This window comes from Parvibaculum lavamentivorans DS-1 (assembly GCF_000017565.1).
Lineage (GTDB): Bacteria > Pseudomonadota > Alphaproteobacteria > Parvibaculales > Parvibaculaceae > Parvibaculum > Parvibaculum lavamentivorans.
The window spans coordinates 123,384-136,137 of record NC_009719.1 but is presented as its reverse complement, the minus strand read 5'-3'; the positions used below and the strand labels follow the sequence as shown (position 1 = coordinate 136,137).

The window sequence follows — 12,754 nt, the reverse complement described above, 5'->3', positions numbered from 1 at the left end:
GATGCTCTCTCCCTCAGGCTGCGGTGACGGAACGGATGGCGGCGCGGACGCGCGGGTAGGTGCCGCAGCGGCAGACATTGGTGATCGCCGCGTCGATGTCTTCATCCGTGGGCTGAGGGTTTTCCGCCAGAAGCGCGGAGACGGCCATCAGCATGCCGGACTGGCAATAGCCGCATTGGGGGACCTGGGCGTCGATCCAGGCCTGCTGGACGGGGGCGAGCATGCCTTCCGCCGCGCCGGATGTGGCGGCGAGGCCCTCGATGGTCACGATCTCGGCGCCGTCCACGGCCTCGACCGGCGTGACGCAGGTGCGGGTGGCGACGCCATCGACATAGACCGTGCAGGCGCCGCAGGCGGCGACACCGCAGCCGAACTTGGTGCCGGTGAGGCCGAGCTCGTCGCGCAGCGCCCAGAGGAGCGGCATTTCGGGCTCGATATCGAGCGTATGCGCGGTGCCGTTGACTTTGAGGGTAATGGCCATTGGGCGTGCCTCCCTGGGGTTCGCCCCGGGCGGGGCGTTTGGCCTGTAGAATGACCAAAAATAACATTTCGGTCAGTCAGTCGCCAGTACGCATTTGGGGACTCACGGCTTCGTGAACGGGACTCCGGGATGTTCAATCGCGGGCGCGTTCGTTTAGGCCGCGCCGCGACCCCTCCCCAAACCGCTTGCAGCGGTTTGACCCTCCCTCAGGGGGAGGGTGGGAAGGGGGCGGCTTTTCTGTCTGAACTTTTGCTCTAGGTTCTGGTCAGAAGTTTTTCTCAAGAAGGAGGTTTCCCATGTCCGGTTTTCGTCTCGGTGCGCTGGCGGCCGTGTTTTCGCTGGCCGCCCTGCCCGCCCTTGCCGCCGACACGCCGATTGCCACGGCCACATTCAAAAGCAGCGCGCAGGACGATATCGGCACGGCCGATCTCTCCGAGGGGCCCGAGGGCGTACTCATGCGGGTGAATGTGGAAGGGCTCACGCCCGGCTGGCACGGCATCCATTTCCATGCGACCGGCGACTGCTCGGATGAGGGCTTCAAGAAGTCGGGCGCGCATGTGCAGCATGGCGAGAAGGAGCCGCACGGGCTGCTGAACCCGGAGGGGCCGGATGATGGCGACCTGCCGAACCTCTATGTGGCCGAAGACGGCACGGGCCAGGCGGAAATGTTCTCCGAGCGGGTGACGCTGACGGGCGAGGACGACGACCGGGCGCATCTTCTCGATGAAGACGGCGCGGCGATCGTGATCCACGCCAATGCCGACGATCACATGAGCCAGCCGATCGGCGGCGCGGGCGACCGGGTTGCTTGTGCGGTGATCGAAAAGGTGCAGTGAGGAGGGGGTTTAAACGCGACGGCATTCCGCGCCGCGAGGCCGCGCCCCCTCCCCGAAATTTGCAGAGCAAATTTCGACCCGCCCCCCAGGGGCGGGTGGGAAGATATTTGTCCGGCCGTTTCCGGACCGCTACTTATCCAGCTCCGGGTAGTGGCGGAAGATGTCGCTTTCGTTGAAGGGCTGGCGTCTTTCGCTTTCGAGATAGGCCTTTATGCGCGGGCGTTTTTTCACCGTCTCGTGCAATGACGCGACGAGGGGCCGGCTTTTCAGGAGCCGGCCCGTTGCCTTGGGGAAGGCATATTTCAGCCCATCGACCGTGTGGAAGAGCGAGATGTCGGCATAGGTGAGCGATTTGCCGACGAGGCGGGGCTTTGCTTCCGTCGCGCCGTTGGCGGCGAGAATGCTTTCAAAGTAATCCAGAAATTTCGGGATGCGGGCGGTGCGGAATTCTTCCGCGCGGCGGAGCGCTTCCTTCTTCTGGTCCTCATAATAGAGGCCGACGCCGACGGGGTGATGCACGTCATGCGCCTCGGCGACGAGATCGGAAATCGTGAGTTCGATCTGGTGGGTCCACAGCGCGCCGCTTTCCGACTTCGGCGCGAGGCCGAGACGGGGGCCCAGATAAAAAAGGATCGCGGCGACCTGGCCGACGACGACGCGCCCGTCGCGCAGGAAGGGCGGCGCGAAGGAGGGATGCTGTGTGCCCTCCCCTTCGAGCAGCGCCGTCATCTCCTCCATGCCGCCCTCGCGCTCGCGCGCGACATCGACGTAAGGCGCGCCCGCCTCCTCCAGCGCGAGGCGGACATATTCGCCGCGGCCGGGAATGCCGGGCCAGTAGAAGAGCTCATAAGGTTTTTTCGGCATGGGGGCCTCCTTTGCCAGCTATCTAGGCTCGCCGCTGCGCGGGGAAAGGCCAAGGACTCCCTCGGGATTTCGGCGCCGGGTGCTGTTTCGTGTATTTTGTGATTGTATGATGATGATATTTTGATTATTAAATGAGAACAGGAAGGGTATGGAGCCGGAGGACAGGACATGACCGAGACAAACAGCGGCACTGAGACGGGCAAGGAGAACGTCGCGACGCGCTACCGGGTCGAAGTGGGCGAGGAGTTTCCGCTTTCCGAGCGCGAGCGGCGCAGCGGCTGCGAGATGCATGGGCATTGGCAGGGGCGCGAGTGGAAGGCGGAATGGAAACATGAATGGCGCGGCCGCGAGCGGCATGGCCATGGGCCTGAATGGCGGCTGCCGGGGGCTGTGAAATTCGCACTGGCGCTGGTGGTTCTCGTCGCGCTGGTTTCGGCGGCGGCGAGCTATCCGCTGGCTGTGCTTGCGGTGGTGCTGGTGCTCTTCCTGTTTGCGAGGGGGCCCCGCTCGCGGCGGAGCTGGAACTACAGGGACTGGGACTACAGGGACCGGGACGGAAGGGACGCGGCATGAGCGCGCGCGAGGAAGAAACCGGCGATGCCTGCGCGCCCGGACGGCGCAGACGCCACGGAAGGCACCGGCGCGAAGCCAACGACCGCGACACGACGCGCGTGCAGCTCGAACTGCCGCCACAGGCGATGGAACGGCTGCAGCAATTGAAGGACAAGACGGAGGCGGCCTCCTATGCGGAGGTGATCCGCAATGCGCTCAGGCTTTACGAGGCGCTGATCCAGGAAGCGGATCGCGGCGCGGAATTCCAGGTCAAGGGACCGGACGGCGTGGCGGTGCCTTACAGGATTTTCCTGTAGGCAGCGAAGGACGGCTCCTGCATGAAACACTCGTCACCCCCGGGCTTGACCCGGGGGTCCAGGGCGAGAAGGCACGGCACGCAACGCGCGCCTGTAGCAACGAAGAATTTTGCGAAGAGAGACGGCGCGTTCCGCGCCTACTGGATTGCCGGCCTCCTTGATTTCAAAGGAGGGCCCGGCAATGACAGATTATATAATCTGCAGGCAGATAGTATTTCCTATCCCACTTCCAGCTTTGTCGGCACGGGCGATGTCGAGGATTGGGCGGCCGGCGGGGCGGCGCGGACGGGGAGGTGGCAGGTGACGCGGGTGCCGACGTCGGGGGCGCTTTCGAGCGTTACCCAGCCGCCATGCAGCTCCACGAAGGAACGCACGAGCGAGAGGCCGAGGCCGGCGCCGCGGCGGCGGTCGGATGAGGAGTGGGCCTCGAAGCGGTCGAAGACGTTGGACTGGAATTCCGGCTTGATGCCGTCGCCCGTATCCTCGACATAGAGCTCGACCGAATTGTCGCGGCGCGCGGCGCCGATGACGATGGTGTCGCCGGGGCTCGTGAAGGCGAGCGAATTCGAGAGCAGGTTTATCATGATCTGCTTGATGCGCTTTTCATCGGCGCGGACGATGCCGATATCCTTCGGGCACTCGACCCTCAGCGTGACCTTGTTCTTTTGTGCCGGGCGCTGCGCGAATTCCTCCGTCGCATAGATCACTTCCGACAATTCGACATCCGAGAGATCGAGCGTCATGGCGCCCGCCTCTATGACGGCGAGGTCGAGAATGTCGTTCACGACGTCGATCAGCGTTTCGGAAGATTCCAGGATGCCTTGCATGTATTCATGCTGGCGCGGCGAGAGCGGGCCGAACATTTCGGTTTCGAGGATTTCGCCGAAGCCGAGAATATTGGTGAGCGGCGTGCGGAGCTGGTAGGAGACGTGGCTGATGAATTCGGATTTCAGCCGGTCCGCCGTTTCGAGCGCGTCGTTCCGGTCACGCAGCGCCTGTTCCATGCGCGTCGAATCCGTCACGTCCACATAGGTCATCAGCGTCGCGCCATCGGGCAGCGGCACCTGCGCGTAGTCCACCACCGTGCCATCCGGCCGGTCGAGGCGGCCCGTTATCTGGGTGCGGATGCCCGACATATTGGTGACGCCGTTTTTCAACGTGTCCCATTCGGCCTCGTCGGCGAGGAGCGGACGGCACATCTCGACCAGCTCGTTCACATGCGGCTCGCCGGAGAGTTGTTCGTCCGCGAGGTTCCAGATGTTGGCATAGGCGGGGTTGTAGAGTTTCAGGCGGCCATCGGAGCCGAAGACGGCGACGCCTTCATAGAGATGGTCGATGGTTTCGCGCTGGACGCGGGCGAGCGTGTTGTAGCTGCTTTCGAGATTGAGCCGCTCGGTGACGTTTTCATAAAGATAGATGACGCCGCCGAAGGGATGCGCCTGGGCGAGGAGTTTGATCGTGCGGCCATCGGGCAGGTGCCAGTATTCATCGACGGGATCCGTCGACCGGTAGATTTCCATGCGCGTCTGCTTCCACGCCTGGAAATTCGCCTGTTCGGGAAGGCGGCGGCGGGCGCGAAGCTCGTCCAGTATCTCGCCATCGGAGGGGCCGCCATCGAGCCAGTGCGGATCGAGGCCCCAGAGCGTTTCAAAGGCGCGGTTGCGGAAGGTGAGGCGCTTGTCGGGGCCGCAGATCGCGACCGCCGTCGTGACGCGGTCGAGCGTGGCGGCGTGGCTTTCGATGTGACGGCGAAGCTCGGCCTCGGCGGCATCGAGATCGGAGACGTCGATGGCGATGCCGGAGACGCCATCGCCGAGACGCTGCTCGACGATATCGAGGGCGCGGCGCTCGCCCGCCATGATGGCGTGGCTGCGCGCGCGGGCGCGGGAGCGATCGAAGAGACCGCGGCGGAGAGAAGAGAGCGTTTCCTCGTTCAGGAGTTCGAGGCCGCGCGTGACGGCATCCTCCGGCGAGGCGGCATCGACCGCGCGGGCATAGGCGGCGTTCACCCAGACCAGCGCGCCATCATCGCCACGGCGCCAGGCGGGGAATGGCGCGGAACCGATATGTTCCTCGAAACGGGCACGGGCGAATTCCGCCTGGCGGAGACGTTCCTTCAGGCGCGAGACCTCGGCGCGCTCGCCCGTGACGTCGCGCAGCCAGAGAACGGCGAGCGCGCCGGCGGGACGGCCTTCGGCCTCGAAGGTGCGGCCATCCGTCGACTGGACGTGGAGCGAGAAGCGGGCGCCGCGCGTGCGCAGGCGCTGCACGGCGGTGTTGAGGCGGCCGGCATTTTCAGGCTCGAGGCGCGTCAGCAGGTAGCTGAAATCGAGGTCGCCCGAGGAAGGATCGACCAGCGTTGCCGTCGAGCCGACGATGCGGGGGCGGGCCTGGAAGGTGCCGGGGGCGGCGCGGAGCGTTTCCGGCGTCCAGATGAAGACGGCATCGGGCTCGGCGGCGAGGATCGCCTCGGCGGCATCGAGGCGAGCCTGAAGGACGCCGAGGCTTGCTTCGCGCTCCAGGGCCACGCGGCGCGCGGCGCGGGAGGCGCGCAGGCCCGTGATGGCGGCGAGGGAGCCGGCAAAGGCGATACCGGCGGCAAGGGCATAGAAGGCGGCGAGCGCCGGATCGCCGGCCGCTTCGGGGGGCAGGCCCAAGACAGAGAGGGTCTCAACGAGGCCATCCGTGAGGGGGGCTCCCTGCTGGGCGGCGGCGGAGGCGGGCACGAGGCCGAGCAGAAGGGCGGGCACCGCACCGCCGGCGCGCAGAAAACCCCTCAAGTTCCGGCTTGTCGCCGCCTTCATTACGCAACCCCCGTCGCTCGCCCGCACCTCGTGTGAGCGAGCGCAAATCACCATACCCCTCGCGATACTACACCATGGGTGAGTCAGGGGCGAAAGGTGTCGCGAAAGAGGACGGCAAAGAAAAAGCCCGGTGTTTCCACCGGGCTCGATCTTCTGACGCAGGGGCCTCCCCGCTCAGTAGCGGTAGGTATCCGGCTTGAAGGGGCCTTCGGCGGCGACGCCGATATAGTCGGCCTGCTTCTTGTTCAGCTTTTCGAGCTTCACGCCGATCTTTTCCAGATGCAGGCGCGCGACCTTTTCGTCGAGCTCCTTCTTCAGGACGTAGACCTTCTTTTCGTACTCGTCCGGCTTCGTCCAGAGCTCGATCTGCGCGAGCGTCTGATTGGTGAAGGAGGCGGACATGACGAAGCTCGGATGGCCGGTGCCGCAGCCGAGATTCACGAGGCGGCCTTCGGCGAGCAGGATGATGCGCTTGCCGTCCTGGAATTCGATCTCGTCGACCTGCGGCTTCACATTGTGCCACTTCAGATTGCGCAAGCCCCCGATCTGGATCTCGCTGTCGAAGTGACCGATGTTGCAGACGATGGCGCGGTGCTTCATTTTCCGCATGTGATCGACGGTGATGACGTCGACATTGCCCGTCGTCGTGACGAAGATGTCGCCGCGCGGCGCGGCATCGTCCATCGTCGTCACTTCATAGCCTTCCATCGCGGCCTGGAGCGCGCAGATAGGATCGATCTCGGTGACGATGACGCGGCAACCCGCCTGACGAAGCGAGGCGGCGGAGCCCTTGCCGACATCGCCGAAGCCGGCGACGACGCCGACCTTGCCCGACATCATGACGTCGGTGGCGCGGCGGATGCCGTCCACCAGCGATTCACGGCAGCCATAGAGATTGTCGAATTTCGACTTCGTGACGCTGTCATTGACGTTGATCGCGGGCCAGAGCAGCGTGCCCTTCTTCTGCATTTCGTAAAGACGGTGGACGCCGGTCGTCGTTTCTTCGGTGACGCCGCGCACGCTTTTCGCGATCTGGCTGTAGAAGCCCGGCTTGTGCTTCAGGCGGCGCTTGATCGCGGCGAAGAGGATTTCCTCTTCTTCATTGCCCGGCGTTTCGAGGAAGGCGACGTCGCCCTCTTCCGCGCGCTTGCCGAGATGGATGAGGAGGGTGGCGTCGCCGCCATCGTCGAGGATCATGTTGGGCGCACCGCCATCCGACCATTCGAAAATGCGGTGGGTGTATTCCCAGTAATCCTCAAGGCTCTCGCCCTTGATCGCGAAGACGGGAATGCCGCGCGCGGCGATGGCGGCAGCGGCGTGATCCTGCGTCGAATAGATGTTGCAGGACGCCCAGCGAATGTCGGCACCCAGCTCGGCCAGCGTCTCGATCAGCACGGCGGTCTGGATCGTCATGTGGAGCGAGCCGGCGATGCGCGCGCCCTTGAGCGGCTTCTTCGCGCCGTATTCCTCGCGCGTCGCCATGAGGCCGGGCATTTCGGTCTCGGCGATGTCGAGCTCCTTGCGGCCCCAATCGGCGAGATTGATGTCCTTGATGGCGTAGTCGTGGGTATCGGCTTTGGCGGCTTGGCTCATGGGGCAAGGGCTCCTTGGATTCGGCTGTGAATTTCGACTGCCCGCTAGAGAAGGCAGCGGGACCGGCGCGCAAAAGGGAAGCGCCTGCCGGTCTCCGGCGTCGTTGATGGGGCCTTATAACAAGGCGGGGCCGAGGCGGCAAGAGGATATAAAGAAATCTTTATATGTGATTACCGCAATGTGAAGCCGGCCCCCATTTTCAGCGGATTGGCCCTGATTTGCTTACCTGAAAGGTTATCGACAGGAGGCGCCGGGGCTGCTCAATTCCGGCCAACAGCCACTGCCGGAGCCGAGAACCCGCCATGAACGCCATTCCACCGAACCACCCGCTCGATATCGCCATGCGGCTGACGCCCACCGATGACGGGCGGCTCAAGGGCACGACCTCCGACGAGTACTGGAACATGATGGGGCCCTTCGGGGGGACGACCGCATCGCTGATGCTGAAGGCGGCGCTCGATGCGCCCGCGCGGATCGGCGATCCGGTGGCGCTCACCGTCAATTTCTGCGCCCCGATCGCCAAGGGGGATTTCTTCATCGACCTCAAGGAGACGCGCACCAACCGCTCGACGCAGCACTGGTCCATGGAGCTTTCGCAAGAGAACGGCATCGCCGCGACGGCGACGGCCGTATTCGCCAAGCGGCGCGAGACCTGGGCGTATCAGCCGGCGGCGATGCCCGCGATCCCGCCGCACGAAACGCTGGCGCCGATGAATACGGAAGGCCGCAATGCCTGGCTGTCGCGCTACGATCTGCGCTTCGCGGAGGGGGCGATGAACTTCGAGGCACGGGCGGATGACGACCCCGCCCCTTCGCGTTCGCTGCTCTGGGTGGCCGACAAGCCGGCGCGCCCGCTCGATTTCGTTTCGCTCGCATCGCTCGCCGATACGTTCATCGTCCGCATCTTTCTCGTGCGCGGCCGCATGGTGCCGGCGGGAACCGTTTCGCTCACCACCTATTTCCACACCGACGCGGCGGGGCTGGCGGCGCAGGGCGATGCGCCGCTGGTGGGCATGGCGGACACGAAAACATTCCGGCAGGGCTATTTCGATCAGTCGGCGGAGCTTTGGGGCGGCGACGGGCGGCTTCTCGCGACGAGCGTGCAGACGGTCTACTTCAAGGAGTAGATCAGTCGCGTTCGCCGAAGCCGTCCGCGACAAGGGCGGCCAGGGCTTCAAGCGCGGCTTCCGCTTCGGGGCCCGAGGTTTCGACGCGGATGCAGCAGCCGGGCGCGGCGGCGAGCATCATCAGGCCCATGATCGAAGTGCCGGGAACGGTCTGCCCTTCGCGGGAGACGCGGATTTCGGCATCGAAGGTTTCGGCGAGCTGCACGAACTTTGCCGAGGCACGGGCATGAAGGCCGCGATTATTGACGATTTCGAGTTCGCGAACATGGGCGCCGGGCGCGGCGGGCCTCGCTTCGGCAGAGGACACGCTCAAGCCCCGTCGCCGGCGAGCACGCGGCTCGCGATGGAAATATATTTGCGGCCGGATTCCTGCGCCTGATCCACCGCGTCGCCGAGCGTTGCCGTATCGCGGACGCTGGCGAGCTTGATGAGCATGGGCAGGTTCACGCCCGCAATCACCTCGACCTTAGCCTTGTCCATGACCGAGATGGCGAGGTTGGAAGGCGTGCCGCCGAACATGTCGGTCAGGAGGATGACACCATCGCCGGAATCCGACGTGGCGACCGCCTTCAGGATGTCCTTGCGGCGCTGCTCCATATCGTCATCCGGTCCGATGCTGATGGAGGCGACCTGGGCCTGAGGCCCAACCACATGCTCCATCGCCGCAACGAACTGGCTGGCCAACTGGCCGTGGGTTACGAGTACCAAACCGATCATCAACAGCCCTCAATGCCGCAATTCGCCGCCCCTCGCGCGTCTGGCGCTCCCGGCTACCATTCGCGCCCCCGCGAAGGCGCGTATCGTGACCCCAATCCTGCATCCATGACAAGTGTTGCGACGCAACAATCGGCAGTTTGCCACAGGTTTCGCCCAATTCGGAGGCATTGAGGCCCCGCAAGGGCCGCGAAGGGCGGTCAGCGCGGGCCGAAGCGGCCGTCATCGGAGGGAAAACCGCCATCCGGGAGGGTTTCGAGCGCGAGGCGGAGCTTGGCCGCCGCCGATATATCGAAGGCGTGAAGAGCAATGAGAGGGAGACGGACCCCCAGCATTTCCTCATAGCGGGCCTCGGGCAGGCGCGGCACCTCGGCGCGGGGCACGAGATCGACAATCAGGGAGAGCACGGCCTCGGCACGCGAGGGCATGGCGAGGAGGCCGAGGCCCCTGAGCTCCAGCGCGCCGGCAAGGGCGGCGGGCGCGCGCGCCACGAGCTGCGACCCGTCCAGACGAAGCGCCACCTGATCGTCCGCGACGAGGCGGGTTTCACCGGAAGCATCGTCCCGGATGAGGCGGAAGGCGAGGTCCGACTTGCCGGCGCCCGAGGGGCCGCGCAACAGCACGGCGCGGGCGCCGCAGGCGACACAGGTGCCGTGGATGGTGAGCGGCGCGGCCATGATGCTCAGGCCGCCGCCGGCAGATCGACCGTGAAGGAAGCGCCCGCGACCTTGCCGCCCTTCATCCGATTGCCAGCGCGGATGGTGCCGCCATGGGCGGCAACAATCTGGCGCGAGATGGCGAGGCCGAGGCCGGAATGCTCGCCGAAACTATCCGGCCGGTCGGTGTGGAAGCGGTCGAAGATGCGCTCGACATTTTCCGGCGCGATGCCCGGCCCTTCGTCCTCGACGCGAATGATGACACGGCCGGGAGCGCGGGTGGCGGAAACATAGACCGTGCCGCCTTCGGGGCTGAAGGAGAGCGCATTGTCGATCAGGTTTCGCACGACCTGGCCCAGACGGGTGTCGAAGCCCTTGACGATCATGCTGTCGCGGCCAGGGGCACCTGGATCTATCGAGAGTTTCACGCGGGCGCTGCCGACCACGCCGCTTTCGTTGAAGAGATCGCAGACGGTCTCGAGAAGCGTGGCGATATTCACGTCTTCGAGTTCAGTGCGCGACAGCTCGGCATCGAGACGGGAGGCATTGGAGATGTCGCTCAACAGACGGTCGATGCGGCGCACGTCTTCCTGGATGATTTCCATGAGACGCGCCTTCGACTTCTCATCCTTGGTGATGGTGAAGCTTTCGATGGCGCTTCGGAGCGAGGTGAGCGGGTTCTTGATTTCATGGGCGACGTCGGCGGCGAAACTTTCGATGGCGTCGATGCGGCTGTAGAGGGCGTTGGTCATTTCGCGCAGCGCGCCCGACAATTCGCCGATCTCGTCGCGGCGGGACGTGAAGTCCGGTATCTGGGCGCGCGCATTCTTGCCGCGGCGGACCGTTTCCGCGGCCTGGGCGAGGCGGCGCACAGGCTCGGCGATAGTGCCCGCGAGCACGACGGAGAGCAGGATGGTGACGCCGAGCGCAACGAGGAAGACCTGCAGGATGGCGAACCGTTCCGCACGCACGATGCGGTCGATATCGCCGCCGCGCGTCGAGAGCATCAGCACGCCGAGCACGGCGCGGTAACGCTGGATCGGCACGGCGACGGAGACGATGAGCTCGCCGCGATCGTTCACCCGCTCGCGGCTGTCGGCCATGCCTTGCAACGCCGATACGACTTCGGAATACATGGTGCCGTTCTGGCTGCCGGCCTCGCGGAAACGCTCCAGATTGCGGCCCGGCAGCATGCCGAGCGCCCAATCGGCGATACTGTCGAGCAGGCCGACCTCGTCCGAGCCTTCGGGCGGCGGCAACTCGAAGGCAACGACCTGGCCCGAGGCGCTCAACTGGCGGGAGTCCAGGATGAGGAGCCCTTCCTTGTCATAGAGGCGCGCGCGTGTGCGCGTCGGCAGGACGAGGCGGCGAAGAATGGGCGCGGCATTATCCGGGATGATCGGCACCGTCAGGCCGAGATCGGAATCCAGGTCCTCGGGCGGCGGCGCGAGGATGGTGCCCAGCGCGAGCGGGTCGATCACCTGCGCCCCTTGCGAGGAGGTGGCGCCCTGCGCAACGGCACCGGCGATGATTTCCGCCTGGGTCAGCAGGCTCTGGCGGCGGGCATCGATCAGGCCCTCGCGAAACTGATTGAGATAGAGAATGCCGGACAGGAGGACGAAGAGCGCCGCCACGTTGAAAGCGACGATGCGCCGGGTGAGGCTCGAAAAGCGGCCGCCGGCGAGGAAGCTGCGAAAGCCGAGAAGCGCACGGCTGACCGAATGACCAAGCCGCGAGAGAAAGCCTTGTGGCGGCGGCTGCTTCGGCGGCGCGGCGGGCCCACGGGCGAAGGGCGCGGAGGAGGGCTCGCGGGGGCGCATGGCGGGACTTTCGTCCCCCTCGCCGCGCGTTTCCTCCTCCATCAGGCTCGCCATGATCTGTCACCGGCCTCCCGCGCCCTCACGGGTGCTCTTCGGCATTCAGGCTTCGCGATAGCGATAGCCAACGCCGTAAAGCGTCTCGATCGCGTCGAAGGCATCGTCGACTTCCTTGAACTTCTTGCGAAGCCGCTTGATGTGGCTGTCGATGGTGCGGTCGTCGACATAGACCTGATCGTCATAGGCGGCGTCCATCAACGAGTCGCGGCTCTTCACATAGCCGGGCCGCTGCGCGAGCGCCTGCAGGATCAGGAATTCAGTGACGGTGAGAACGACGGGTTTTTCTTCCCAGGTGCAGGTGTGGCGCTCGGGGTCGAGCACCAGCTTGCCGCGCTCCATCACCTGATTGACCGCGCCCTCGGCGGGCGGGCCCTCGGCCTTGGGCGCGGCACGGCGGAGCACCGCCTTCACGCGCTCGACCAGCAGGCGCTGGGAGAAGGGTTTGCGGATATAATCGTCGGCGCCCATCTTGAGGCCGAAAAGCTCGTCGATCTCGTCATCCTTCGAGGTGAGGAAGATGACCGGGAGATCCGACTTCTGGCGCAGGCGGCGCAGCAGCTCCATGCCATCCATGCGCGGCATCTTGATGTCGAAAACGGCGACATCCGGCGGATTGGCGGCAAGACCGGCCAGCGCGGCGGCGCCATCCGTATAGGTTTGAACGTGGTAGCCCTCGGCCTCGAGCGCGATGCTCACCGAAGTCAGAATATTGCGGTCGTCGTCCACCAGCGCGATGGTCGGCATTGGCCCCTGTCCCTTTTGACTCTCCAGGCCCGCCGGTCGTTCCGGGCCCTCCTCACTTGGCTCGTTCCGGACCTCTTGCATGACATACCCCGCTCTGAAGACGCCGCCCAGCTGGCGTTGAGGCTTAGGTATGCTTTTGGCCCAAAATGTGGCGGCAGTATAAGGGGTTGGAGACCGGAGCGCCATGTG

At 65.1% G+C, this 12,754-nt stretch carries 13 protein-coding genes; 4 read left to right on the top strand and 9 right to left on the bottom strand.

Features of this window, described 5'->3' with window-relative positions; all coding sequences use genetic code 11:
* Positions 1 to 13: 13 nt before the first annotated feature.
* The gene (locus tag PLAV_RS00645; protein ID WP_011995037.1) at positions 14 to 481 is read right to left on the bottom strand and encodes a (2Fe-2S)-binding protein; all 468 of its coding nucleotides are present in this window, start codon (positions 479 to 481) and stop codon (positions 14 to 16) included.
* A 296-nt stretch (positions 482 to 777) separates the two neighbouring features.
* Between PLAV_RS00645 and PLAV_RS00640 the strand changes: the two genes are divergently transcribed.
* Positions 778 to 1,317 carry a superoxide dismutase family protein gene (locus PLAV_RS00640; RefSeq protein WP_011995036.1) on the top strand — a complete coding sequence of 180 codons (540 nt, stop codon included), beginning with the start codon at positions 778 to 780 and terminating at the stop codon, positions 1,315 to 1,317.
* A gap of 129 nt (positions 1,318 to 1,446) precedes the next feature.
* Here the strand turns inward: PLAV_RS00640 and PLAV_RS00635 are convergent, their stop codons facing one another.
* Positions 1,447 to 2,181, bottom strand: a complete 735-nt coding sequence (locus PLAV_RS00635; RefSeq protein WP_011995035.1) for a glutathione S-transferase — start codon at positions 2,179 to 2,181, stop codon at positions 1,447 to 1,449.
* A gap of 168 nt (positions 2,182 to 2,349) precedes the next feature.
* On the opposite strand from PLAV_RS00635, the gene PLAV_RS00630 reads away from it, so the two are divergent.
* Positions 2,350 to 2,754 (top strand): hypothetical protein, encoded by a 405-nt coding sequence (locus PLAV_RS00630; protein ID WP_011995034.1) that lies wholly within the window; start codon positions 2,350 to 2,352, stop codon positions 2,752 to 2,754.
* On the top strand, positions 2,751 to 3,050 hold the full coding sequence (locus PLAV_RS00625) for a ribbon-helix-helix protein, CopG family (RefSeq protein ID WP_011995033.1): 300 nt from the start codon (positions 2,751 to 2,753) through the stop codon (positions 3,048 to 3,050). Before PLAV_RS00630 ends, PLAV_RS00625 begins: the two co-directional genes overlap by 4 nt.
* 218 nt (positions 3,051 to 3,268) lie before the next feature.
* Here the strand turns inward: PLAV_RS00625 and PLAV_RS00620 are convergent, their stop codons facing one another.
* Both PLAV_RS00620 and ahcY read right to left on the bottom strand, forming a co-directional pair.
* The gene (locus tag PLAV_RS00620; protein ID WP_011995032.1) at positions 3,269 to 5,854 is read right to left on the bottom strand and encodes a PAS domain-containing sensor histidine kinase; all 2,586 of its coding nucleotides are present in this window, start codon (positions 5,852 to 5,854) and stop codon (positions 3,269 to 3,271) included.
* Between the two features lie 174 nt (positions 5,855 to 6,028).
* Positions 6,029 to 7,447 carry an adenosylhomocysteinase gene (gene ahcY, locus PLAV_RS00615; protein WP_011995031.1) on the bottom strand — a complete coding sequence of 473 codons (1,419 nt, stop codon included), beginning with the start codon at positions 7,445 to 7,447 and terminating at the stop codon, positions 6,029 to 6,031.
* 302 nt (positions 7,448 to 7,749) lie between these two features.
* Between ahcY and PLAV_RS00610 the strand changes: the two genes are divergently transcribed.
* Positions 7,750 to 8,574 (top strand): acyl-CoA thioesterase, encoded by an 825-nt coding sequence (locus PLAV_RS00610; protein WP_011995030.1) that lies wholly within the window; start codon positions 7,750 to 7,752, stop codon positions 8,572 to 8,574.
* A gap of 1 nt (position 8,575) precedes the next feature.
* On the opposite strand, the gene PLAV_RS00605 is transcribed toward PLAV_RS00610, so the two are convergent.
* The 5 genes from PLAV_RS00605 to PLAV_RS00585 form a co-directional block, all read right to left on the bottom strand.
* Positions 8,576 to 8,881 (bottom strand): HPr family phosphocarrier protein, encoded by a 306-nt coding sequence (locus tag PLAV_RS00605; protein WP_011995029.1) that lies wholly within the window; start codon positions 8,879 to 8,881, stop codon positions 8,576 to 8,578.
* Between the two features lie 2 nt (positions 8,882 to 8,883).
* Entirely contained in the window at positions 8,884 to 9,291 is a 408-nt protein-coding gene (locus tag PLAV_RS00600) for a PTS sugar transporter subunit IIA (RefSeq protein ID WP_011995028.1), read from the bottom strand.
* A gap of 197 nt (positions 9,292 to 9,488) precedes the next feature.
* A complete protein-coding gene (locus PLAV_RS00595; RefSeq protein WP_011995027.1) occupies positions 9,489 to 9,965 on the bottom strand; it encodes an HPr kinase/phosphorylase in 477 nt (158 codons plus the stop codon).
* Positions 9,966 to 9,970: 5 nt separating this feature from the next.
* Entirely contained in the window at positions 9,971 to 11,818 is a 1,848-nt protein-coding gene (locus PLAV_RS00590) for a sensor histidine kinase (RefSeq protein ID WP_011995026.1), read from the bottom strand.
* A gap of 45 nt (positions 11,819 to 11,863) precedes the next feature.
* Complete coding sequence (locus tag PLAV_RS00585; protein ID WP_011995025.1) at positions 11,864 to 12,565, bottom strand: response regulator transcription factor; 702 nt, start codon at positions 12,563 to 12,565, stop codon at positions 11,864 to 11,866.
* Positions 12,566 to 12,754: the final 189 nt, after the last annotated feature.